At 61.2% G+C, this 23,718-nt stretch carries 21 protein-coding genes; 12 read left to right on the forward strand and 9 right to left on the reverse strand.

Annotated elements, in window-relative coordinates; all coding sequences use genetic code 11:
- Nucleotides 1-55 precede the first annotated feature (55 nt).
- Complete coding sequence (locus FHW76_RS01395) at nt 56-955, forward strand: ABC transporter substrate-binding protein (protein ID WP_023297855.1); 900 nt, start codon at nt 56-58, stop codon at nt 953-955.
- A 58-nt stretch (nt 956-1,013) separates the two neighbouring features.
- Nucleotides 1,014-2,330 carry an NtaA/DmoA family FMN-dependent monooxygenase gene (locus FHW76_RS01400; protein ID WP_260182238.1) on the forward strand — a complete coding sequence of 439 codons (1,317 nt, stop codon included), beginning with the start codon at nt 1,014-1,016 and terminating at the stop codon, nt 2,328-2,330.
- 47 nt (nt 2,331-2,377) lie between these two features.
- On the opposite strand, the gene FHW76_RS01405 is transcribed toward FHW76_RS01400, so the two are convergent.
- From FHW76_RS01405 to FHW76_RS01415, 3 genes are all read right to left on the reverse strand, one after another.
- Nucleotides 2,378-3,178, reverse strand: coding sequence for a phosphate/phosphite/phosphonate ABC transporter substrate-binding protein (locus FHW76_RS01405; protein WP_032741198.1), 801 nt, complete (start codon nt 3,176-3,178; stop codon nt 2,378-2,380).
- Nucleotides 3,171-4,157 (reverse strand): fatty acid desaturase, encoded by a 987-nt coding sequence (locus FHW76_RS01410; protein ID WP_181013554.1) that lies wholly within the window; start codon nt 4,155-4,157, stop codon nt 3,171-3,173. The genes FHW76_RS01405 and FHW76_RS01410 overlap by 8 nt, the downstream gene beginning before the upstream one ends.
- Nucleotides 4,158-4,231: 74 nt before the next feature.
- Nucleotides 4,232-5,440, reverse strand: coding sequence for an ROK family transcriptional regulator (locus FHW76_RS01415; RefSeq protein WP_039103940.1), 1,209 nt, complete (start codon nt 5,438-5,440; stop codon nt 4,232-4,234).
- 214 nt (nt 5,441-5,654) lie between these two features.
- Here FHW76_RS01415 and FHW76_RS01420 point away from each other — a divergent pair, with 214 nt between their 5' ends.
- From FHW76_RS01420 to FHW76_RS01440, 5 genes are read left to right on the forward strand one after another with little or no spacing between them, the layout of a single operon-like run.
- Complete coding sequence (locus FHW76_RS01420; protein WP_008804325.1) at nt 5,655-6,899, forward strand: extracellular solute-binding protein; 1,245 nt, start codon at nt 5,655-5,657, stop codon at nt 6,897-6,899.
- 9 nt (nt 6,900-6,908) lie between these two features.
- A complete protein-coding gene (locus FHW76_RS01425) occupies nt 6,909-7,817 on the forward strand; it encodes a carbohydrate ABC transporter permease (RefSeq protein WP_012541290.1) in 909 nt (302 codons plus the stop codon).
- Nucleotides 7,807-8,646 (forward strand): carbohydrate ABC transporter permease, encoded by an 840-nt coding sequence (locus FHW76_RS01430; protein WP_032738925.1) that lies wholly within the window; start codon nt 7,807-7,809, stop codon nt 8,644-8,646. The genes FHW76_RS01425 and FHW76_RS01430 overlap by 11 nt, the downstream gene beginning before the upstream one ends.
- Before the next feature lie 2 nt (nt 8,647-8,648).
- Nucleotides 8,649-9,611 (forward strand): carbohydrate kinase family protein, encoded by a 963-nt coding sequence (locus FHW76_RS01435; RefSeq protein WP_032733257.1) that lies wholly within the window; start codon nt 8,649-8,651, stop codon nt 9,609-9,611.
- On the forward strand, nt 9,598-10,683 hold the full coding sequence (locus FHW76_RS01440) for an ABC transporter ATP-binding protein (RefSeq protein WP_110199342.1): 1,086 nt from the start codon (nt 9,598-9,600) through the stop codon (nt 10,681-10,683). The genes FHW76_RS01435 and FHW76_RS01440 overlap by 14 nt, the downstream gene beginning before the upstream one ends.
- Nucleotides 10,684-10,744: 61 nt before the next feature.
- On the opposite strand, the gene FHW76_RS01445 is transcribed toward FHW76_RS01440, so the two are convergent.
- From FHW76_RS01445 to FHW76_RS01465, 5 genes are all read right to left on the reverse strand, one after another.
- Nucleotides 10,745-11,491: a proteasome-type protease gene (locus FHW76_RS01445; protein ID WP_008804320.1), complete on the reverse strand. Its 747-nt coding sequence runs from the start codon at nt 11,489-11,491 to the stop codon at nt 10,745-10,747.
- A 16-nt stretch (nt 11,492-11,507) separates the two neighbouring features.
- A complete protein-coding gene (locus FHW76_RS01450; RefSeq protein ID WP_008804319.1) occupies nt 11,508-12,323 on the reverse strand; it encodes a transglutaminase family protein in 816 nt (271 codons plus the stop codon).
- Nucleotides 12,320-13,249 carry an alpha-E domain-containing protein gene (locus tag FHW76_RS01455; RefSeq protein ID WP_002910835.1) on the reverse strand — a complete coding sequence of 310 codons (930 nt, stop codon included), beginning with the start codon at nt 13,247-13,249 and terminating at the stop codon, nt 12,320-12,322. Before FHW76_RS01455 ends, FHW76_RS01450 begins: the two co-directional genes overlap by 4 nt.
- The gene (locus FHW76_RS01460) at nt 13,243-14,682 is read right to left on the reverse strand and encodes a circularly permuted type 2 ATP-grasp protein (RefSeq protein WP_004180417.1); all 1,440 of its coding nucleotides are present in this window, start codon (nt 14,680-14,682) and stop codon (nt 13,243-13,245) included. Before FHW76_RS01460 ends, FHW76_RS01455 begins: the two co-directional genes overlap by 7 nt.
- A 182-nt stretch (nt 14,683-14,864) precedes the next feature.
- Nucleotides 14,865-15,779 carry an alpha/beta hydrolase gene (locus FHW76_RS01465; protein ID WP_016161368.1) on the reverse strand — a complete coding sequence of 305 codons (915 nt, stop codon included), beginning with the start codon at nt 15,777-15,779 and terminating at the stop codon, nt 14,865-14,867.
- A gap of 197 nt (nt 15,780-15,976) precedes the next feature.
- On the opposite strand from FHW76_RS01465, the gene FHW76_RS01470 reads away from it, so the two are divergent.
- The 4 genes from FHW76_RS01470 (at nt 15,977) to FHW76_RS01485 (ending at nt 21,953) form a co-directional block, all read left to right on the forward strand.
- Nucleotides 15,977-17,710, forward strand: a complete 1,734-nt coding sequence (locus tag FHW76_RS01470; RefSeq protein WP_064142137.1) for an alpha,alpha-trehalase — start codon at nt 15,977-15,979, stop codon at nt 17,708-17,710.
- Nucleotides 17,711-17,964: 254 nt separating this feature from the next.
- Nucleotides 17,965-20,085 (forward strand): TonB-dependent siderophore receptor, encoded by a 2,121-nt coding sequence (locus tag FHW76_RS01475; RefSeq protein WP_110209366.1) that lies wholly within the window; start codon nt 17,965-17,967, stop codon nt 20,083-20,085.
- 179 nt (nt 20,086-20,264) lie between these two features.
- Nucleotides 20,265-21,116: a hypothetical protein gene (locus tag FHW76_RS01480; protein WP_023297864.1), complete on the forward strand. Its 852-nt coding sequence runs from the start codon at nt 20,265-20,267 to the stop codon at nt 21,114-21,116.
- A 12-nt stretch (nt 21,117-21,128) separates the two neighbouring features.
- The gene (locus FHW76_RS01485; protein WP_008804314.1) at nt 21,129-21,953 is read left to right on the forward strand and encodes a TIGR04222 domain-containing membrane protein; all 825 of its coding nucleotides are present in this window, start codon (nt 21,129-21,131) and stop codon (nt 21,951-21,953) included.
- Nucleotides 21,954-22,001: 48 nt separating this feature from the next.
- Here FHW76_RS01485 and emtA read toward each other — a convergent pair whose 3' ends face one another.
- On the reverse strand, nt 22,002-22,613 hold the full coding sequence (gene emtA, locus FHW76_RS01490) for a membrane-bound lytic murein transglycosylase EmtA (protein WP_008804313.1): 612 nt from the start codon (nt 22,611-22,613) through the stop codon (nt 22,002-22,004).
- 175 nt (nt 22,614-22,788) lie between these two features.
- On the opposite strand from emtA, the gene ldcA reads away from it, so the two are divergent.
- Nucleotides 22,789-23,703, forward strand: a complete 915-nt coding sequence (gene ldcA, locus FHW76_RS01495; RefSeq protein WP_008804312.1) for a muramoyltetrapeptide carboxypeptidase — start codon at nt 22,789-22,791, stop codon at nt 23,701-23,703.
- Nucleotides 23,704-23,718 lie beyond the last annotated feature (15 nt).

Below are 23,718 nucleotides of genomic sequence, written 5' to 3' on the forward strand. Positions count from 1 at the left end.
AACTGACATGACCCCAGCGCCTGGGGCTGATTAACCTGAAAATAAAAGAGGTATTATGAAGCAATTATTTGGCAAGGCCGTCACCGCCCGTCGATTTCGTCTCTCGCTGCTGGCCGCCGGGCTCTTCAGCCTGAGCGTTAGCACCTTTGCCGCCAGCGTCACGGTGGGCGGGGCCAATTTTACCGAAAGCTCCATTCTCGCCAACATCTACGCCAGCGCGTTAAAGAAAAATCATATCGAGGCCAACACCCGTCTCAACCTTGGCAACCGGGAAATTATTATTCCGGCGCTGCAGAGCGGTGAGATCGATATCGTTCCGGAATATCTTGGCGCCCTGCTCAATTTCTATAACGGCAAGACCGAGGCCACCAGCCAGCAGGCCGTTAGCGCTGAGCTGGCCCAGGCCCTGCCCGCCGATTTCACCCTGTTGAACCCGGCCCCGGCCACCTCGATCACCGCCTGGGCGGTACGTGCCGAGACCGCGGAGAAATACCATCTGCGCACCCTCTCCGACCTGAAGCCCGTCGCCCCGCAGTTGGTGATCGGCGGACCACCGGAGCTGGCGGTACGCGCCCTGGGCCTGCCGGGGCTGAAGCGCGTCTATGGACTTGAGTTCAAAGCGGTGAAATCGCTGGACATGGGCGGGCCGCTGACCCGGCTGGCGCTCAATTCGGGCAAAATCGACGTCGCGACGGTCGTCTCCACCCAGGGCAACCTGGCGAAGGAGAAATGGGTGGTCCTCGAGGATGATAAACATGAACAACCGAGTCAGAATGTGGTGCCGCTGGTGCGCAAAGCCAGCCTGACGCCGGAGATCAGCGCCGTGCTCAATGAGGTTTCCGGCAAGCTGGACAATGCCACGCTGATTGCCCTCAACCAGCAGGTGGATCTCCAGCATAAAGATCCGGCAGCCGTCGCCGAGCAATGGGTTAATGCCAACCTCCCCCAACACTGACCGTCACCCCGCCACGGATGGCGTTCAGCCGCGAGTCCACGCTATGTCTACCCGACACATGATCCTGAACCTGTTCTTTTATAACCCGCAGGGGGATTACCGTTTCTCCTGGCGTCACCCTGACGCACCAGAAGCGGAAATATTTACCCTCAACTATTACGCCAGTCTGGCGCGCAAGGCCGAAGCGGCGACCCTCGACGCTATCTTTGTCGCCGACCATATCGCGGTGTGGGATACGGTGCCCAGCGGCCTGACCCACTATGCCAACGCCCGGCTTGAACCCCTGACGCTGCTCTCCGCCCTCGCCGCGGTGACGGAGCATATCGGTCTGATGGCCACCGCGTCGACCTCCTATAACGAACCCTATAACCTGGCGCGCTACTTTGCCTCGCTGGATTTCCTCAGCAATGGCCGGGCCAGCTGGAATGTGGTGACGTCGTGGCTGGAAGAAGAGGCGGCAAACTTCGGTCTGGAGCAGCTTCCCCGCCACGGCACCCGCTACCAGCGGGCCAGTGAATTCATCGACGTGGTCACTCGCCTGTGGGATTCCTGGGAAGATGGCGCGGCGATCTTCGATAAAGCGCACGGATTATTCGCCGATGCCGGCAAGGTGCATCACCTCGACTATCAGGGCGAGTACTTTCGCGTGCGCGGCCCGCTCAACGTCCCTCGCCCGCCGCAGGGCCATCCGCTGCTGGTGCAGGCCGGCTCTTCAGAGGCGGGAAAAGCGCTGGCCGCCGCCTGGTCTGATATGCACTTTGTGTTTATTCACTCGATCACCGAGGGGCTGGCCTATCGCGAAGAGATGAACCAGCGGCTGCGCCAGCACGGGCGCGATCCGGCCCATTTCAAAATTATCGCCGGGGTCCTGCCGGTGGTGGTGAACTCCAGCGAGGAAAAGGCGGCCCGCCAGCAGCTTAACGAGCAGCTGATGAGCGACCAGATGGCTATCGACCTGCTCTCCTCTTATCTTCGGATGGATCTCAGCACCCTGCCACGGGACCAACCCCTGCCGCCGCTCCCCGATGAAGAGAGCTTTGATGGCATCCGCACGGCGCTGAAGCTTATCCGCCAGTACGATCCGCGGCTCACCCTGCTGGAGTTGGGGAAATTGTTATTACAGAGTTCCGATAGCTGGCTGCTGCTGGGCAGCGCCGAGGAGATTGCCGCCGCCTTAACGGAGACCTGGCAGGCGGGCGCCGCCGATGGGTTCAACCTGATGTTCCCGCTGCTGCCGGGAGACTTTGACCGCTTTGTTGACCAGGTGGTGCCGATTCTGCAGCGTAACGGCGTCATGCGCGATCGCTACCCGCCCGGCACCCTGCGTGAAAAGCTCGGTCTGCCCGCGGTGGAAAACCGCTTCACCGCGCCGTAGCCCGACGTGGCCCGCCCCGGCACAGACCGCTGGCCGGGGCATTTTACCTATAGCTGGCTGACTCCCAGCGCCGCGGCCTCATCCCGCCACGCCAGCAGCGGCGCATAGGCCTCCCGCGGCATATCGCTATAGCCGCAGATCAGCAAGGCATCGCACAGGGGACGATAGCGCGCATCGCTCACTAACTGCTGGAGCGCCTCGCGCAGGCTATTCAGCGTCGCCGCCGGAGTGGCGCCGGCGGTGATCAGCGGCAGCCCTGGCGCGGCCGGGCTCCAGCCGATCGCCACCAGGCCTGCCAGGGCCTGCGGCTGATGGCGCTGCAGCAGCGCGTAGGTCACGCAGTCGATGGCGGCGATATCGGCGTTTTCCTGCTGCAGCTCGCGCAGCGACTGCCGATGGCTGCCGCTGAACACCACCTCCGAAAAAAATCGCCCCTCCCGGGAGAGCGGCGCGACCATTTTACGCAGCACGTTGTAGCCGGACTGCGAGTGCTCGGCATTGCACGCGGCCCGACGGCCAAAAAAGTCCCCCAGCATCCGATGACTATCCGCTTCGCGGGCCACCAACAGGCTGCGGTAGCGGCGCCCTTCACAACCGGGCGCGGCGTAGTGGAAACAGCCCACCGTCTGCACCTCCGGCAGCTGGGTCACCAGCGGGTAGCCGCAGGTCTGGCTCAGCAACAGCGTCGGCTGGCGCCAGTGGTCCAGCAGATCCTCGGGGTCAGCCGCCGGAGGATCTCCCGTCACGGTCACGCCGCGTTCGGCCAGCAGCGACTGCACCGCCTGCCACAGGGCCTGGGTCTGTTGACGGTGGATGGCATACATCGGAAAGGTCATGCGTTCAGCCATGTTCTCCTCCCGCTTGCGCCTGCTCGCCAAAGCCCGGATGGGCGTTCACCGCCACCGCCCGGCGGCCAAAATGGCGTCGCCACTCGCCGTACCCACGCACCAGGAACCCCTGATTACGCTGCAGATAAGCCGTCTGGCGATGCAGATACAGCTGACGTAAAGCGTACCAGGGGACCCCTGGCAGGTCATGATGCACCGCATGGTAGTTGAGATTGAGGAACAGCACCCGCCAGGGGAGCCCGGCCTCGTTGATCACCGAGCGGGCCAGCGGGTCATCCGCGGCGCGGTGTTCGAGAAAAGAGCGCACTTTGGTCAGGGCCAGCGCCGGGTAGCTCACCGCCAGCACAAACCACAGTGGGGAAAAACCCTGCGCCGCTATCCAGGTCAGCAGGCCCGTCAGCAGCAACAGATGCAGACTCCACATGGCGATAGCGCGGCGGTCGCCCTCGCGGAAAGCCCGCAGCGCGCTGTTCAGGGTGTGAATAATATCCATTAGCGGCGCCAGCAGCAGACGCCCCCAGAAGGTGTTGCGCAGGTGGATAAGGCGGCGCTGCCAGGCAGAGAAGCGCTGCCAGCTTTCCGCCGTCACATAGTACGATTCGGGGTCGTCCTCGGGGTGCGTCAGCAGATGGTTGCGATGGTGCGCCAGGTGGCTGTCGCGGTAGATGCCATAGGGATACCAGACCGCCAGCGGCAGCGTCCCCAACAGCTGGTTAAACCATGCCAGCCGGGTGGGATGCCCATGGATAAGCTCGTGCTGTAAGGACATATACCAGGTGGTAAACCAGATCAGCAGCAGCGTGGCCGGCATCAAACCCAGCGTCTGCCAGCCCGCCACGCAGGCAAACCAGCCGCCGTAAACCGTCACTATCAGCAGCCATGTCGGCAGCTCGCTGCGCCACAGCCAGCTGCGCGCCAGCTGGCGGATCAGGATGCGCTGTTGATCATCCACATAGACAGCCGTCTTCTTTTCCGTCACTTCCGATACCTTGCCGTGTTGCCTCATTCCCTCCGAAGATGTGAGATAACACGTTAAATAACAAAGTATTTAATTTACTTAGCTTTGCCAAAAAGCGCGTTTGTATTCACCGCTTTCATCAACACCTGAAACTGCGGATTAAATTCATCAAAGATGGGCAGCGCAGCGGCGCCCAGCGCGGCGGTATCGGTGCCGGTCATCCCCATTTTGACACGCTGCGCCGGCAGGTAACGCCCGCGCACAGACTGATACAGCGGCGGCAGCCGCGCCAGCACTTTCTCCAGCAAGGGGGCGGGCATCATACCGCCCACCACCACCGTCTCGGCATCGAAGACGCACTCCAGCAAATTGATCGCCTGACGCAACGGCGCCAGGATGCTGGTGATCCACTGGTCGAAAAGCGCAGCGTCCACCGACAGCAGATCTTCCGGCAGCGCGCGATAGGGGTCGAGGCCGCAAAACTCATAGGCCGCCTGCAGCGAAACATAGCGCTCAAGGCATCCCTCATTCCCGCAATAGCAAGGGCGACCGTTCGGCGCGACCACAATATGCCCGACCTCACCGGCGTTATGGGCATGGCCGGTATACACATGACCATCGGTAAAAATACCGGCGCCCAGACCGGTGCCAATATAGAGATAGACAAAAGAGTTGAGCTGCCGCGCCACGCCGTGAAAGCGTTCGCCAATGGCGGCCACCGTGGCGTCGTTTTCGAGGGTCACCGGCAGGCCGCTGAGTCGCCCGAGCTCCGCCGCTACATCGACCCCTTCCCAGCCGTTGAGCGTCGTGGGCCCCGTCGACGAGATCCCTTCCACGCCAAAGGGCCCCGGCATCACGACCCCCATCCCCAGCACCCGCGACCAGTCCAGCGTCGGCAGCGCACGGATCTCATCCAGCACCTCGGCGAGGCGGGCAAAGGTCGCACCAGGCTGGGGCTTTTGCACCAGAATGAGTCGGCGAAAATGGACCTCGCCGGCCAGATCCACCAGCACCACAATCAGCGTCTGATGATCAAGATGGATGCCAATTGACCAGGCGCTGGCGGGATTGAGGCTCACCGGCACCGCTGGCTGTCCACGGCCGCTGGCGCGCCGCGGTTGGTGGCTGGTCAGGATATCCATCTGCTCCAGCTCCGCCACAATATTCGACACGGTCTGCGGGGTCAGCGCGGTCAGCCGCGCCAGCTCGGCGCGGGTCAGCTCGCCATGTAAACGCACCGCCTCAATGATCACCCGGCGGTTATGCACCCGGGCATGTTCAAGGTTTGTACCTGATGTTTTCATCGTTTCCCTTCCAGGCTGGACTGGTGAAATTTTAGCCGGCATCACAGATCTGACAACGACCCGCGCAGGCGGGTCTTCGCGATGGCATACCCTTTGCTACGCTTAGTGCTGGGACCACTCGGGAGATGTCGCCGATATTGTCGCCCTGATTAAATCAATCAAATTGATTTAATAAATCATAACCCCTTTCAGTACAGCACAGCGGAGAGCAAAGATGAAATACCACAGCGCACTACGGGTCAACGCCTGTCTGCTGGCGATGCTCGTTATCAGCGGGAGCGTCAGCGCAGCGACCCAGATTAATGCCCTGTTCATGACCCAGGCGGCCTATAGCGAAAACGACATTCGCGCGATGACCAGTGACTTCGAAAAGCAACACCCTGACGTGAAGGTCAATCTCGAATTCGTCCCCTATGAAGCGCTGCACGACAAGATCGTCGCCGCCCGCGGCGCAGGGGGTAACGGCTACGACGTGGTGCTGTTCGACGCGATCTGGCCGGCGGAGTTTAGCCGCTTCGATCTGCTGCAGGATGTCTCCTCACGGATTGCCGCCGACGAGCGCGAGAAGATTTTCCCCGGGGCGATGAATACCGTGGTGTATCAAGGCAAAACCCTCGGCATGCCGTGGATCCTCGACACCAAATATCTGTATTACAACAAAGCCATGCTGGACAAAGCGGGGATCAAAACGCCGCCTGCCAGCTGGCAGCAGGTAATGGACGACGCCAAAGTGCTTAAGGACAAAGGGATTGTTAAATATCCTCTGGTCTGGAGCTGGTCGCAAGCGGAAGCGCTGGTCTGTGATTACACCACCCTCGTCTCCGGCTTCGGCGGGAGCTTCTACCAGAACGGCAAGCTCGATTTTTCGACGCCCGCCTCGCTGAAAGCGGTCACGCTGATGAAAACCTCGCTCGATCAGGGGCTGAGCAACCCGGCATCACGTGAATATCTTGAGGAGGATGTGCGTAAGGCTTTCTCCAATGGCGACGCCGCCTTTGCGCTCAACTGGACCTATATGTACAACATGGCCAACGATCCGAAACAGAGTAAAGTCGCAGGTGATGTTGGCATTGTCCCCGCCCCAGGCGATACCCCGGATAAACCCGGCGCCGTCAACGGTTCTATGGGGCTGGGCATCGCCAAAGCCAGTCAGCATCCGGAAGAGGCCTGGCAGTATATTCACTATCTGACCTCCCAGCCGGTACAGGACAAGTATGCCAAACTGAGCTTGCCGGTGTGGAAAGCCTCGTACCAGGATCCTGCCGTTGCCAAAGGCCAGGAGAGCCTGATCGCCGCCGCCGACAAGTCGTTGAACGTGATGCTCTCTCGTCCCGAAACGGCAGATTACTCGCGCCTGTCAAACACCCTGCAACAGCAGCTTCAGTCGGTACTGCAGGGTAAAGCCACGCCCGACGTCGCCCTCAAGGCGGTCGACACCAGCGCGGCCCGTCTGCGTTAAGGAGGCATGATGCTGAGTCTGCAACGACGCGAGCATCGTCAGGCATGGGTGCTGTTAGCGCCCATGCTTATCGCGATGTTTATCCTCACCGCATGGCCGCTGGCGCGCACGCTGTGGCTGAGTTTTACCGATACCGCGCTGGCGGGAAGCGGCGAGGCGACCCACTACGTCTGGCTGGATAATTATCTTTATGCCCTGACCGACCCGGACTTTCGTGCGGCCTTCGCGCGAACGCTCTATTTCACCGTGGTCTCGGTGGCGATTGAGGGGGCGATCGGCGTACTGGTGGCGCTGTTGTTGAATCAGCGTTTTGTCGGGCGAAATGTCCTGCGGGTGCTGGTGATCCTGCCGTGGGCGTTGCCAACTATCGTCAACGCCATGATGTGGCGGCTTAACTTTAATCCCGACTACGGCAGCGTTAATGCTCTGCTCAGCCAGCTGGGGCTGATTGACAGCTATCGCAGCTGGCTGGGCTCGCCGGATTCCGCGCTGCACGCGGTGATGCTGGCGGATATCTGGAAAAACTACCCGCTGGTCACCCTGCTGGTGCTGGCCGCCCTGCAGTCTGTTCCCGACGATCTGTACGAGGCGGCGCGGCTCGACGGCGCCTCGGCCTGGCGGCGTTTTCGCGCCATTACCTTTCCGGCCATTGTGGGTCCCCTTGGCGTCGCGCTGGTGCTACGCACCATCGATGCCTTCAAAGTGTTCGACATTATCTATGTTATGACCCGCGGCGGCCCGCTCGACAGTACCAAAACGTTGAGCTTTTTTGTCTATCAGGAGTCCTTCAGCTACCTGCGCGCCGGCAGCGGCGCGGCCTACGCCATGCTGATGAGCCTGATGTGCGCCGTGCTGATAGCCCTGTATCTGTTTTTGCTGCTGCGTCAGCGGCGCCGGAGTGTTGATGATGAAGCGTAAAGGGTACATCGTACTGCGTTATCTGGCGGCGCTGGCGGTGGCGATCTCGATCCTCGCCCCGATGCTGTGGCTGTTTTTGATGAGCGTCAGCACCACCGCGGACCTCACCCGCGTCCCGCTGGAGTGGCTCCCGCGGCAGTGGGACTTCAGCCGCTATGGCCATCTGCTGTCGCTGGCCCCTGGCGAACCCGGGGCGCTGTTTCTTCCCGCGCTGGGCAACAGCCTGCTGGTGGCCGCCGGGGCGACGCTGGTGTCGTTGTTGCTGGCGATCCCCGCCGCCTTCAGCTTTTCGCGTTATCCCGGCCGCGACGGCTGGCTGTACGCCGGCCTCGGCATCTATATGGTGCCGCCCGTGGCCTTTGTGCTGCCGCTCTATTTTATTCTTGAACACTTTGGCCTGCTCAACACCCGCAGCGGGCTGGTGCTGGTCTACTGCTCGCTGATCGTGCCGTTTCTGACGTGGATGGTCAAAAACCAGTTCGATACCCTGCCGCAGGATATCGAGCAGGCGGCCCGGCTTGACGGTCTGCGCATCTGGCAGGTCCTGCTGCGCATTACTCTACCGCTGGCGAAACCGATGCTTGGCGCCGCCGCGCTGTTCGGCTGGCTGCTGGCGTGGGACGAGTTTTTCTATGCGCTACTGTTCACCAGCAACCTCGCCGCCCAAACGCTGCCGGTGACCATCGCCGGCTTCACCGCCGGCCGCGCCACCGATGACGGGCTGGTGGCGGCGGTCGGCATACTGGCTTCAGTCCCTCCGCTGTTGATTGCTATCTGGCTGCAAAAAACGCTGGTCAGCGGCCTCACTAACGGGGGAAGTAAAGGATAACTATGGATAACACCAGGACACCTGTGCTCTATATCGTGGGCAATTACAATATTGATTTAGTGATGGGAACCCTGACCCACTGGCCTGCCCAGGGGACTGAGATGATGCTCGAGCACAGCGCTCTGCGGCCCGGCGGCTCTGCCGGCAACTGCGCGCTGGCCGCCGCCGCCATGCAGCTTCCGCACTGCACAGTCGGCTGTCAGGGCGACGACGCGTTTACTCCGTGGCTGGCGGCACAGTTTCCCGGCGGCAGCGCACGCTGGCCGCAGTATCCCTGTGAAACTTCGCTGACGGTGGCGATCACCCATCCCAACAAAGAGCGCTCCTTCCTCAGCAACCACGGACATATTACCCGCCTGACCGCCGGGGATGTGTTGAGCCAGCTGCCGGCCGCCGCTGGCGAGGGCGATATCGTGTTGCTCTGCGGTACCTTTCTCTGTACCGGGCTGCTGTCCGACTATCCGCAGCTGCTCGCCACGCTCCGCCAGCGCGGTTTTACCCTTGCCGTCGATACCGGCTGGCCGCCTCAGGGCTGGAGCGACCCGCTGCGTCATGAGGTCGACCGCTGGCTGGGCGACTGCGACTGGCTGTTGCTCAACGACGTTGAAACCCTGCAGCTGGCCGGCCACCCGACCCTCGCCGAAGCCGCCGCAGCCCTGGCGGCACGGCTCAGCGGCCGCGGCGGGTGCGTGGTAAAGCGCGGCGCCGACGGCGCGGACTGCTGGACGACCGACGGCCATCACCATGCGCCGACCCGGCCAGTCACCGTGATCGATACCATCGGCGCTGGCGACAGCTTTAACGCAGGATTCCTTGCCGCGCTGCTGAGCGGTAAACCTGCGGCAGCCGCGCTGCGCTGGGGAAATACCGTCGCCGCGCAGGCGATCGGCACCTCCCCGCGCCGCTATCCCGACTGGCATACCCTGCAACATCACCTTGAGGAGGCCACCGATGGCCAGTGTTGAACTGATCGATGTCGCCAAGCGCTACGGCAAACAGACGGTGCTCCAGCCGCTGGACCTCACCATCCCCGACGGCAGCTTTACCGTACTGGTGGGCCCTTCCGGCTGCGGCAAGTCGACCATGCTGCGCCTGCTGGCCGGTCTCGAAACGCTTTCCGGCGGCACCATTCTGATGAACAAGCGGCCGGTCAACGATCTGGATCCGGCCGACCGCGATGTGGCGATGGTCTTTCAGAGCTACGCGCTCTACCCCCACCTGACGGTGGCGGAAAATCTCGCCTTTCATATGCAGGTCAAAAAGGTGGATAAGCAGTTACAGAAAAGCAAAGTGCAGCAGGTCGCCAGCCTGCTGGGGATTGATAAACTGCTGGCTCGCTATCCGCGAGCGCTCTCCGGCGGCCAGCGCCAGCGGGTGGCGATGGGCCGGGCCATGGTCAGAAACCCCCAGGTTTTCCTGTTCGATGAGCCGCTGTCGAACCTTGACGCCCAGCTGCGGATGGAGCTGCGCGCGGAGATCAAATCCCTTCACCAGCGCATCAATACCACCATGATCTATGTCACCCATGACCAGGTGGAGGCGATGACTCTGGCCGATCAGATTGTGGTGATGCGCGACGGGCAGATCGTCCAGCAGGGGGCGCCGCTGGCCATTTACGACCAGCCCTGCAATACCTTCGTCGCCCGCTTTATCGGCTCCCCGCCGATGAATCTCCTGCCCGGTCAGCGCGCCGTGCGCGACGGTCAGCCCGGCGTCGCCTGCGGCGCGCTGTGGTTTCCGCTGGCCGAACGCTGGCATCAGGCCGTGGCGCAGCAGGGCGATGCCCCGCTGATTGTCGGTCTGCGCCCGCAGGATATTCTGCCGGATGCGCATGGCGCGCCGGCAACGGTAAACATCATGGAGGTGACGGGGGAATCCACCCTGCTGCATCTCGACTGGCAGGGTTTTCCGGTGCATGTGCAGGTTGCCGGCAGGGTGGCGGTCGCGGCGCAGCAGACGCTGGGGCTGACTCTCCGCCGCGAAAACCTGCATCTGTTTGATGCCGCCAGCGGCGAGCGGCTGGCGGAGACGCGCTAAGGGCGAAGGGAGCCGGTCATCATCCGTGTGGCCGGGCTCCGGGCGAGCTCGTGTTCCAGGGCTACTCCTCTTCCCGCTCCGCTGGGGTCCAGGTCGGCAGCGTCTGGAAGGTGTGCAACAGCCCTTCGGACCACGCCTTGCGGATGCGGTTGAAGTAGGGATCGCTGTCGGTGATGCGATGCTGCCCGGCACTGCTCAGGCTGCCGCTGCGGTAGAGCAGCGTATCCAGCGGCAGGCCGACGGACAGATTACTGCGCAGCGTCGAGTCAATGGAGATCAACGCGCAGCACATCGCCTGCTCCAGCGGCGTATCGATGGTCAGCACCCGATCGATGATCGGCTTGCCGTACTTGCTTTCACCAATCTGGAAATAAGGTGTGTCGCGGGTGGCTTCAATAAAGTTGCCCTCCGGATAAATATGGAACAGACGATGGGTTTCGCCGGCGATCTGGCCGCCAAGCAGCAGGTTGCAGTTGAAGTTGGTGTTACTGCAGTTCTGCTGGTTGCTGCTGTCGCGCTGGATCACCTCCAGCAGCGTTTTACCGATCAGCATCGCGGCGTCGTAGAGGGAGGTGACCTGCATCAGATTCGGCTCCTGCTGGGTACGGATGCGCGCGCTGAGCAGGCTTATCACGCTCTGGGTGGTGGCCAGGTTGCCAGCGGATTGCAGCACCAGCACCCGTTCCCCCTCCTGATGGAAAACGTGCAGCTTTTTAAAAGTGGCAATATGGTCGACGCCCGCGTTGGTGCGGGAGTCGGAAGCAAACACCAGTCCATCCGCCAGGCACATGGCCACACAGTAGGTCATTGCGGTTTTTCCCGTATTATTGCTGCTGCGCCTGCTGGCTGTGTTCGCGCACTTCAGCGTTGGTTAACATAATCTCCCCGCCGCCGCCCAGCCGGGTGCCCCGTACCGGGCAGGCGTCGAGATAATCCAGCCCGGTCGCCAGCCGCAAATGCTGATTCAGGCGACGGGTATTATTGGTGATATCAAACGACAGCCAGCGGCCGTCGAGCCAGACTTCCGCCCAGGCGTGCATCGCCACATGCTGAGCGTTATCGCTGTAAACATAGCCGCTGACGTAGCGCGCCGGGATCTCCAGCGCGCGGCAGCAGGCCAGAAAAACATGGGTATGATCCTGGCACACCCCCTTCGCGCGGGCGAAGGCGTCGGCGGCGGAGTCCTGCACCTGGGTCGCGCCGGGGGAGTATGGCATTCTTAACAGCAGATCCGCCATCAGTTGATTCAGACTTTCTTCCGCCGCATCGGGACGATAGAGGCGCTGGGCAAACTCACGGATCGCCGTATCGGCGCGGGTTAACGGCGTACAGCGCAGAAAAACCAGCGGCGACAGCAGCTCGGCCTCTTCATCACGCGTCTCCTCCCCTTCGTCGGCGATATCGACAATCCCGCTGGCGCGGATAGTGATTTCCTTGTGCGGGTTATCCAGCGTCAGCACATGCAGCACATTGCCCCAGCCGTCGGTAGTGGTCACCGCCGCCCCGTCCGGCAGGGTCAGCGTCCAGGCGGTGATGGTCTGCCGGCCGGTACTGCGCGGCGTCAGGCGCAGATACTGGGTGGAAAACTTCACTTCTTCATCGTAGCCATAGCGGGTGAGATGATCGATGACCAGTTTCATAAGGCCTCCAGATAGGTTTGTCTGATGCTGTCGGACAGCGCGTTAATTCTCGCCAGCAGGCCGTTAAGGGTGGTCTGCAGGTCCGCCTGCGCCAGGTCGTCGCGGGTGCTGAAGCGCAGGTCAACGTTGAGCTGATGGGCCAGGCGCAGCGGTTGATAGGAGCGATCGTTGGCGATCTTCTCCAGCTCGCCGACCAGATCGGCAATGCTGGCGCGCAGCGAACGCGGAATATCGTTACGCAGGATCAGCAGCTCCATCACCGTTTCGCGACTGACTGGCTGGCGATAGAGGCTGTTGTAGGCTTCGCGGGCGCTGACCGCATTGAGCAAGGTATCCAGTCGATAGTATTCCCGCACCGGATCCGGGTCGTTGGTCAGTTGTTGATCCTTAATCAGCAGAAGCTGGGTGGTGGCGAAGGCACGCTCTATCAGCGTGCCGATGCCGATAAAGCTCAGCGCGTCGTTGCGCAGCAGCGTGCCAATCACCGCCCCGCGAAACAGATGCACCCGCTCTTTCACCCACTCGAAAAAGCCGTCGCTGCCGAGTTCGCCCAGCCCCTGCTGGCGCAGGGTTCGCAGCTCGATTCGGGTGGCGTTGATGCTCTCCCACACCTCGGCCGACAGACTGCCGCGCACCGCGTGCGCATTGTTCCACGCCATCTCCACGCAGCTGTAAATACTGCAGGGGTTGTTGCCATCGAGGGCAAAAAAGTTGAGCAGGTTGCTCATGGTAAAGCGGGCATGGCGCGCCTGAAACAGCTCGTGGGTCATCGACAAATTCAGCGGCAGCGCCAGATCCCGCGACTGCTGGCTGTGCCGGGGGATCATCGATAATTTCCAGGTCACGTCCAGTACCCGGGCGTAGCTTTCCGCCCGCTCGAGATAGCGGGCCATCCAGAACAATTCACTCGCCGTACGACTTAGCATGATGCGTCATCCTCCATCACCCAGGTATCCTTGGTTCCGCCGCCCTGCGACGAATTGACCACCAGCGACCCTTCGGTCAGCGCCACGCGGGTCAGGCCGCCGGGCACCAGCCGCATCTCCTGCCCGGACAGCACGTAGGGCCGTAAATCGATATGTCGCGGCGACAGACCTTCATCAACGAAGGTGGGGCAGGTCGACAGCGCGAGGGTGTCCTGGGCGATATAGTTGGCCGGATTGGCCAGCAGGCGCTGGCGGAAGGCCTCTCGCTCCTCTTTAGTCGAACGCGGGCCAACCAGCATGCCGTAGCCCCCGGCGCCATGGACCTCCTTGACCACCATCAGCTCAAGGTTACTCAGCACATAGCGCAGGTCCTCTGCTTTCCGGCACTGCCAGGTGGGGATATTGCTGAGGATCGGCTGTTCGCCGAGGTAAAAGCGGATCATCTCCGGAACGTACGGGTAGATTGATTTGTCGTCGGCGACGCCGGTGCCGATAGCGTTGGCCAGCACCACGCCGCCGGCGCGATAGACTGACAGCAGCCCCGGTACGCCGAGCATGGAATCGGCGCGGAAGGCCAGCGGGTCGAGCCAGGCGTCGTCGATGCGGCGATAAATCACATCCACTCGCCGCGGCCCCTCGGTGGTCCGCATATACACCGCGCCGTTCTTAATGAACAGGTCGGCGCTCTCCACCAGCTCGACCCCCATCTGCTGCGCCAGGAAGCTGTGCTCAAAGTAGGCGCTGTTGAAACGCCCCGGGGTCATCACCACGACGCAAGGGTCATCCACCAGCGAGCTTTCGCGCAGGGTCTGCAGGAGGTAGCTCGGGTAACGCTCCACTGGCGCAATGTGATGCTGCTCGAACATCTCCGGATAGAGGCGCATCATCATCTTACGGTTTTCGAGCATGTAGGAGACGCCGGACGGCGTACGCAGGTTATCCTCCAGCACGTAGTATTGACCGTCGTTATTGCGCACCATATCGACGCCGGTGATATGGGCATAGGTGTTGTTTGGCAGGTTGATGCCCTGCATGCATGGCTGATACTGCTCGTTGGCCAGCACCTGCTCGGCCGGGATCAGCCCCGCGCGCAGAATATTCTGCTCATGATAGATGTCATAGAGGAAGGCGTTCAGCGCTTTCACCCGCTGGCGAATGCCGCGGTCAATGCGCTGCCACTCCCCGGCGGGTATGATCCGCGGCACGCTATCAAACGGGATCAGCCGCTCGGTTCCCTCATCCTCGCCGTACACGTTAAAGGTGATGCCGATACGGTGAAAAAGCAGTTCCGCTTGCGCTTTTTTCTGCCGGATAGAGAATTGATCGGTGTTGCGAAACCATTGCCACCAGGCATTATAGTGCGGCCGCTGTTCACCCTGCGCGGTCAGCATCTCGTCATAATAATGCCCGTCAGGTAGCGTAATTTTAATCATGGCTATCCCCTCCGGTTGTACTCACTTTGTGGTAATCCCGGTAAGAGATAAGCATTAATTATGCCAGGTCATCTACCGCCGCGGCGTTGTGCAAATCTGTTCTGACCCGCCGTCTGATTGTGCAAAAAATCGCCAGAACAGCCGCCCGCGCCCGGCTGCGGTTGCACCGTCGTGAGGCAGCGCTACGATTTTTGCGCCATCGTGGACGCCAGCGCCTTCAGCCAGGCGGCATAGGCCGTGGGCCAGGCGGTCGTCGGCGTTCCCGGGCGCCCCATACCAAAGCCATGGCCACCGCGGGTATAGCGGAAAAGCTGCACAGGAACCTGATGCTGGCGGCAGGCGTCAGCCATCAACAGCGTATTGTGCGGATTGGAAATCGGATCGTCCTGCGCCTGTACCAGAAAACAGGGCGGTGTGGCCGTTGTCACCCAGGTTTGTACCGACCAGGCGCGGTCGGCCGCCTCGCTCGCCTGCGGCCCCACCAGCAGACGATGGGTCGCCGTATGGCTCCAGGGCGGCAGGAGCGTGATCACCGGATAGATCAGCGCGGCGCCGTCGGCGGTGGCGGGCTGGTGGTCCAGCGCATCCTCCGGCGGGTAGCTGGCGAACGCCGGCCGACAGGCGGCCATCCCCAGCAGATGTCCCCCCGCCGAAAAACCGAGCACGCTGACCTGCGATTCCCGGGCGCGGATCAGCCGCAGGGCCCGCTGCGCATCCTGCAGCGGCGCCAGCGCACCGGCCTGCCAGCCCTCCCCCGGCAAGCGGTAGCTCAGGACATAGGCGGTATAGCCGTGCGCCGTCAGCCAGTGCGCCGCAGGCCAGGCCTCACTGCCCATCTCGATCCGCTGGTATCCGCCGCCGGCCGCCACCAGCACTCCGTGGCCAGTGGCCCGGGCGGGTTGCCAGACCGTCAGCACAGGACGAGGGATATGGCTCAGCGCGCCGCGGGCGGATAACCGGGCCTCGCCCCCCGGCCCGCCTCCCCCCGGCGGTTGATCCGGCCACAGCGGCAGCGTCAGCGCCGGAGCAGTGGCCGCCGCGCCCCGCACCGCAGACAGCGCAGCGGCGCTAAACAGCAGAAATTGACGTCGATTCATGACTGGCTCCCGGGCGCGTTGGCTTGCCTGTAAACCTAACCGCTTTGCTGGTGGTTATATCAGAAAACCTGGCAGGTAAATCCTCTGTTTTCGCGCAAAATGTTACCCCTGACACGCGCAGCGGCAGATATTCGTCTAAGGTTTCTGGATGGCCAAACGTCGTGGCCCGCAGTCGATAATGATAAGGAGAACTCCCCATGACGAGTACTGATGCACATCGTCCCGCTGCTTTGCCCTGTACCCTGCGCCTGGCGATCGGCGGCGCCCTGCTCGCCCTGATGAGCCTGAATGTCCAGGCGGAAGAAGGCAAAACCGCGCCGCCCCCCTCGCCGGATATTCTGCTGGGCCCGTTGTTCAATGATGTCCAGAGTGCGAAGCTCTTTGCCGATCAAAAAACCTTCGCCGACGCGATCCCTAACAGCGATCCGCTGATGATCCTTGCTGATTACCGGATGCAGAAAAACCAGGCCAGCTTTGACCTGCGCCACTTCGTCGAGCTGAACTTCACGCTGCCGAAAGAAAATGACACCTATGTGCCGCCTAAAGGGCAAACCCTGCGTCAACATATCGATGGCCTGTGGCCGGTCCTGACCCGCAGCACCGTCGAGGTGGAAAAATGGGACTCGCTGCTGCCGCTGCCTAAGCCCTACGTGGTCCCCGGAGGACGCTTTCGCGAAGTCTATTACTGGGACAGCTATTTCACCATGCTGGGTCTTGCCGAAAGCGGTCACTGGGATAAAGTCGAAGATATGGTCGCCAACTTCGCCGCGGAAATTGACACCTGGGGCCATATCCCCAACGGCAACCGCACCTATTACCTCAGCCGTTCGCAGCCCCCCTTCTTCTCCTTTATGGTGAGCCTGCTGGCGACGCACGATGGCGACCAGGTACTGAAAACCTACCAGCCGCAGCTGGAGAAGGAGTATCGCTACTGGATGGCCGGAGCGGACGCGTTGGCCCCCGGCAGCGCCGACAAACGGGCGGTGCGGATGGCGGACGGCGCGCTGCTCAACCGCTACTGGGACGATAACGACACCCCGCGCCCCGAGTCCTGGCTTGACGACGTCAAAACCGCCAAAAGCAACCCGAATCGTCCGGCAACCGAGATCTATCGCGACCTGCGCTCCGCCGCCGCCTCCGGCTGGGATTTCAGCTCCCGCTGGATGGATAATCCGCAGCAGCTCGCCACCATTCGCACCACCTCGATTGTCCCGGTCGATCTCAATGCCCTGATGTTCCATCTGGAGAAAACCCTCGCCCGCGCCAGCAAGGCATCCGGGGACAGCGCCGGCGCTACGCAGTACGATGCGCTGGCTAATGCCCGCCAGCAGGCCATCGAGAAATATCTGTGGAATGATAAAGAGGGATGGTACGCCGATTACGATCTGAAAACCCGCAAGGTGCGCAATCAGCTGACCGCGGCGGCGCTGTTCCCGCTGTACGTCAATGCGGCGTCACGCGAGCGGGCGACGAAAGTGGCCGCCGCCGCTGAGTCGCGGCTGCTCAAACCCGGCGGGCTGACCACCACCACCGTCAACAGCGGTCAGCAGTGGGACGCCCCGAACGGCTGGGCGCCGCTGCAGTGGGTGGCGGTCGAGGGCCTGCAAAACTACGGCCAACAAAAGATCGCCATGGAGGTCAGCTGGCGCTTCCTGAGCAACGTTCAGCATACCTATGACAGCAAGCAAAAGCTGGTGGAGAAGTATGACGTAAGCTCGACCGGGACCGGCGGCGGCGGTGGCGAATATCCGCTACAGGATGGCTTTGGCTGGACCAACGGTGTCACCCTGAAGATGCTGGATCTGATCTGCCCGCAGGAGAAACCCTGCGATGCCCTGCCCGCCACGCGCCCGGCGGCGGCCCCTTCCGCGCAGAGCAAGCCAGCCGCCAACGACCCCGCACCGGCGGCAGCGCAAAAAACCGGCGCCTGACGCTTTTCACGCACCCCCTACCAAATTCGGTAGGGGGTAGTCGTCTCCCTGCTGACAACGTCCCCGTGCAGCCCCGCTCTGCGGCCCGCGGGAAGCACGTCACTCCCCCCATCGCCCTGAACCGGTCACCTTTCGCTTGATCACATAAATACAAACAATAATAATTCGCATTACTTTTTAACGAACAATGACAGATTCGTTTTTCCCGCGGCGGCGTACAGGAGTACCAGACCGCGTTGGTTCAGGATGATCTTATGAACGTGGCTATTTCCCGAAAACGCCCGAGGCTGCTGTACGCCCTCGTGGTCGCCCTTCCCCTCACCGCGCTAGCTGAAGAGACCGTGGTGGTCACTGCCAGCCCGCCGGCGTCCGCCAGCGCGCCGACTGAAGGCTACAGCGCCAGCACTTCGCTCGGGGCGACGAAAACCGACCAGCCGTTAATCACCACCGCCCAGTCGGTGTCGGTGGTCACCCGCCAGCAGATGGCGGACCAGGGGGCGAATACCATCAGCCAGGCGCTGGAATATACCCCGGGGGTCTACTCCAGCTTCGGCGGCGGCGCGACCCGGTTCGACGCTATCTCCCTGCGCGGCTACCACGGCGGCGACGTCGATAACCTGTTCCTCGACGGTATGCGCCTGATGAGCGACGGCGGCAGTCATAACGTTGTGCAAATCGACCCGTGGTTTATCGAACGCGTCGATGTGATCCGCGGCCCCTCCTCCGCGCTCTACGGGCAGAGCGTGCCGGGCGGCGTGGTCAACCTGACCTCCAAACGCCCGCAGTTTAGCCAGCAGGGCCACGTCCGCCTGACCGGCGGTACGCAAAATACCAAAGGCGCGGCCTTCGATTACACCGACGCCATCAACGAGCAGTGGGCATGGCGGCTGATCGGGATGACCCGCAGCAGCGACACGCAGTATGACCATACCCGCGAAGAGCGCTACGCGATTTCGCCTTCCCTGCTATGGCAGCCGGACAGCGACACCTCGCTGCTGCTGCGCACCTATCTGCAAAAAGATCCTTCCGGCGGCTACCACGGCTCTTTGCCGCTGGATGGCACCCGCTACGCGCATAATGGTCGTAAGCTCTCCCCCAGCACCAACGAGGGCGATCCGGGAGATGGCTATCAGCGCCGCCAGCAGATCTACAGCTACGAGTTTGACCACCAGTTCACCGACGTCTGGTCGGTCTATTCCGCCGGGAGCTACACCCACACCAACGTCTCCCTCGATCAGGTCTACCAGGTCGGCTGGATAGATGACAGCGACATGCTGACCCGCGGCTACAGCGGTTCGCGCGGTTCGCTGGACGGCTGGTCGACCGATAACCGCCTGCGCGCCGATTTCAATACTGGCGACCTGGCGCATACCCTGATCCTCGGCGCCGAATATCATCGCTTCCGCAACGATCTGTGGACCGGCGCCGGCGGTGCGGCGCCGCTAAACCCGTTTACCGGCTATACCGCGCAGACCGGGCATACCGTCACCTACAGCGATGACAATCATCGCCGCTACTACCAGACCGGGCTGTATCTGCAGGATGAGATGGTCTGGAACCGCTGGCATGTGGATGTTTCCGCACGCTACGACCGCATCGTTTCCCAGCAGGTCAGCGATACCTTCGGCACCTCAAACCGCCGTTCAGACGACCATATCAGCGGCCGCGCCTCGCTGTTGTACGCCCTGGATAATGGCCTTTCGCCTTATCTGAGCTACAGCCAGGCGATCACCCCGGCGATGCTGCCGGGCGCGGACGGCAAACCGCTGAAACCGACCACCGCCGAGCAGGTCGAAGCCGGTCTGAAGTTCCAGCCGCCGGGCAGCCGCGACCTCTATAGCATTGCAATTTACGACCTGACGCAAAAGGATGTCGCCACCCGCGACCCGAACATCGCCACCGCCACCTATATTCCGGCGGGTAAGGTCCATTCCCAGGGCGTTGAGCTGGAAGCACACCACCAGATCACCCCGCAGCTGAGTACTATCGCCTCGTATACCTGGAATCGTCTGCGCTTCCAGGACACCAGGGACGGTACCGATAACAACACGCCGCAGCTGACCCCGGATCAGATGGCCTCCTTCTGGGCGCGCTATCAGTTCCCGGCGGGGATCTCGGTGGGCGCTGGCGTCCGCTACATCGGCAAACAGTGGGCGGATGATGCCAACACCGCGCGGCTGCCGTCGGTCACGCTGATGGATGCCATGATGCGGGCCGACCTCGGTGTCTGGTCGCCAACGCTGAAAGGCGCTTATGTGCAGGTTAACGCCAACAATATCGGCGACCGCGAGTATATTTCCGGCTGCTACGGCACCGGCAACTGCTACTGGGGAGCAGAGCGCAGCGTCATGGCCACCGTGGGCTACGACTTTTAACTGACCGCAGCAATATAAGCCTCCGGCCATGACGGCGGAGGCTTTCATGAAGACTTTTATCTCGCTTTTATTGCTGAAATTAACTTAAAAATGCCACCCCATTATTTCACTTGCCCCCCGCGGATGAGAAAGCTTACTATGCTGGCGCAAACCGGTTATAGCGCTCACAAGGAATAAAAGTGAACCCCGTCATTAGCTATATTGCCAATTTACATCCGTTATCATTTATGGGTTATTATGTATTATCCACCACAGTGATATATATTCTGCTGAATATCATTATTGCGAAGACCCGCCCTGCTGGAAATACCACCGCCGTCCCGGCGCCCTATTCTATCTCCCCCTCTTTTTTAGCCTGGCTACGTCATCGCGCCACCCGCGTCATTCAGCTGGCCATGTTCCGGCTGTTAAGAAAAAACTATGTCACCCTCATCCATTCTGCTGAAGATATTCAGCTCTGCGCCAATCAGCAGTATGCCGAATGCAAAATGACCTGCGTGGAAAAAATACTGTTTGACCATTTCGCTACGCCAAAATCCTGTCACCAGGATCTCCCGCTTTCTCTGCACGTCGCTGAACAAAACCACTGGGCTACCGATCCCCACTGCAGTGGGCTACGGCTAAGCCCAACGCACCAAACGTGGAACATGATAGTGATTGCCGCCCCCTCCCTGCTGTTAATCGCTGTGCTCGTCTGGAAAACACTATTTGATCATCAGGCGATAATTCACTCCAGCGTATTGAGCTGGCTGGTGATGTTTATGGTTTCCGGACTGTGGTGGCTGTGGCTATTATGCATCACCTTAAATGCCACCCGGCTCGACCGGGAGGGGATCGCTATTAATATTCTTCACCACTATATTGATACCCTGAAAGAGACGCTTATTGCTGACGCAGATACCCTGACCGATGAAAACGCCGATTATTGCGTGGCGATTGGTACAACCACCCTGCTTCCCGAAAGATTTGCTGAATATGTAAAAATCATCAACCTTATTCAGTATCCCTTTTGTCTGCAGCGCCTGGATTAACGAGGGGACAGTATGTGGAATTTTATGATGCATCTGCATCCACTGCTGTTTCTTGGCGGATTTATGTTTATCGTCCCGGGTATCTATATTGCTATCGGTACGACGATCGTCGTGACACGGCCAGCGGCTCAGCCCCAGCCGCACGCGACGGAGGTCAGTCCATGGCTGCTGGCCTGGCTGACCGGAGAAGGGACCCGGGTGATCCAGCTGGCGATGTTCAGCTTACTCAGTAAAAAGTATCTGTGGATCCCGGAGGCCGGGCAGGTTTTGGCCAACGGACGCTATGCAAACCAGGAAATGAACGTCATTGAAAGAATACTGTTTGACCATTTTGAGGTGCGAAAGCCGTGTCATGAAGATCTGCCCTGCAGCCTGAGTATTGCCGGACGTAACCTCTGGCAGGAACAGATAGCGAGCGCGGGCTTAGCCTTAAGTCCGCTGCGCCGCGGGTGTAATATGCTGGCCATCAGCATCCCTTCGATCGCCCTCGGCGTTATCGTTGTGAGTAAGACCTTTATCTGGCTCGACTTCACCGCGTACAGCATCTTTAGTTGCCTGCTCATGCCCACGGGTTGCGCTTTGTGGGGCGGGTTATGGATAGAAGCCATTAGCAAAACCATTCGTCTCGATATCTGCGGCATCTCACATCATGACGCCCATGCCTGCATCGATGCGTTACGAGAAGCGTTAGCGCTGAAAGGCGATCAGGAAGATGACGCGACAGCCATACTCTGCGTGGCGGTGAACGGCCCAGGATCCCTTCCCGAGCGCTACCGGGACTATAAAACGCTCATTGCGCCGATGAGCGCTATCACCTCGCTGCGTACCGAGGATTAGGCGAGTGAGAAGCACTCACCCCGCCAGGCCTGCGGGGTGAGCGTAGGCCTACATGGCGTCCAGCGCTTTCTGCAGTTTCCAGATATAGCGCGGCGCCTGCGGTGCCGGGTGTTTCTTCACCACATGCTCGAAGAACTCATCGGCGTCGAGATCGTTAATCTCATCGATGGCGTCCTGGCGATCCGACGAGAAGGTGCGCAGCAGGGCGCCGGCACCGTTGGCATAGGAGACCACCACCGCGTAGCGCATCACCTGCGGGTCTTTGATCCCCGCCAGCGGACCGTTCTCCAGAATGCTCAGATAGGCGGCCCCCATCGAGATATTACGTTCCGGGTTTTTCAGCTCACTGACCGACGGCTCGCCGCGCCAGCCCATCCGCCGGTAGACATCGCGTCCGGAGGTCGACGGCTTGAGCTGCATCAGCCCGACGGCGCCGGATTTACTCACCACCGCAGGGTTACCGCCCGACTCGATGGCGATGATCGCCGTGATCAGCTGCGGGTCCACGCCCCAGGCGGCGCCGGCTTTTTCACTGATCGGCATCCACTGCATCGCCCGCTTCACCGGGACCTCGGGGTTCCACGGCGGGTTAGTGTAATCATGTTTCGAACTACAACCGGCCAGAAAAACGACTAAAATAAGCAACCATCTCAATTTCACACATCTATCCTTATCTACCCAAACGCCATCATGCTGCAGAACGACGGCAGCGGTACGTCCCCCGCCCGCCGACAGCCTGAAGGATGACGGGTGCGGACTGAAGTTAGCCACCTGGAGATGACAATCGCCATTCCAGGCGGCATCATAACCCTTTCATTCATAGCAAGGAATTATCATGTCTCAGTTTTATCTGGTCGCGCCTTCGGGTTATTGCATTAACCAGCAGGCGGCAGCCCGCGGCGTCGAGCGTCTGCAGCAGGCCGGACATGAGGTGGCCCACCAGCAGGTCATTCCCCGCCGGCAGCAGCGTTTCGCCGGGACTGAACAGGAGCGCCTGGCCGATATTAACCAGCTGGCCCAGCTGCCCGGGCGCAACCGTATCGTCCTCGCGGTGCGCGGCGGCTACGGCGCCAGTCGCCTGCTGCCGCATATCGACTGGCAGGGACTGATTGCCCGCCAGCAGCGCGACCCGCTGCTGATTTGCGGCCACAGCGATTTCACTGCTATCCAGTCGGGCCTGCTGGCTACGGGCAACGTCATCACCTTCAGCGGGCCAATGCTCGCGGGCAACTTCGGCGCGGAGACCCTCGATCCGTTTACCGAGCACCATTTCTGGCAGGCGCTACGCCAGGCGGAATTTACCCTCGAATGGCCGGGCGAAGGGCCGAACTGCCAGGTAGAAGGCACCCTGTGGGGGGGAAATCTGGCGATGCTGACCTCGCTTATCGGCACGCCGTGGCTACCGGCGATCCGCGACGGCATCCTGGTGGTGGAGGATATCAACGAACACCCGTTCCGCGTCGAGCGCATGCTGCTTCAGCTGTTGCACAGCGGCGTGCTGGCGGCGCAGAAAGCAGTGATCTTCGGCAGCTTCACCGGCAGCGCGCCAAACGACTATGACGCGGGGTACGATTTGCCGCAGGTCTTTGATTACCTGCGCCAGCAGCTTTCCCTGCCGTTGATTAGCGGACTGGAGTTTGGCCACGAGCAGCGCACGGTGACCCTGCCGCTGGGCGCCCGCGCGCGACTGGTGAATCAGGCAGCTACCACCACTCTGACGATCAGCGGCCACCCGGTGCTGACAGAATAAATTTCCCGGACGCAT

It is taken from the genome of Klebsiella sp. RC2, from assembly GCF_014192815.1.
Lineage (GTDB): Bacteria > Pseudomonadota > Gammaproteobacteria > Enterobacterales > Enterobacteriaceae > Klebsiella > Klebsiella variicola.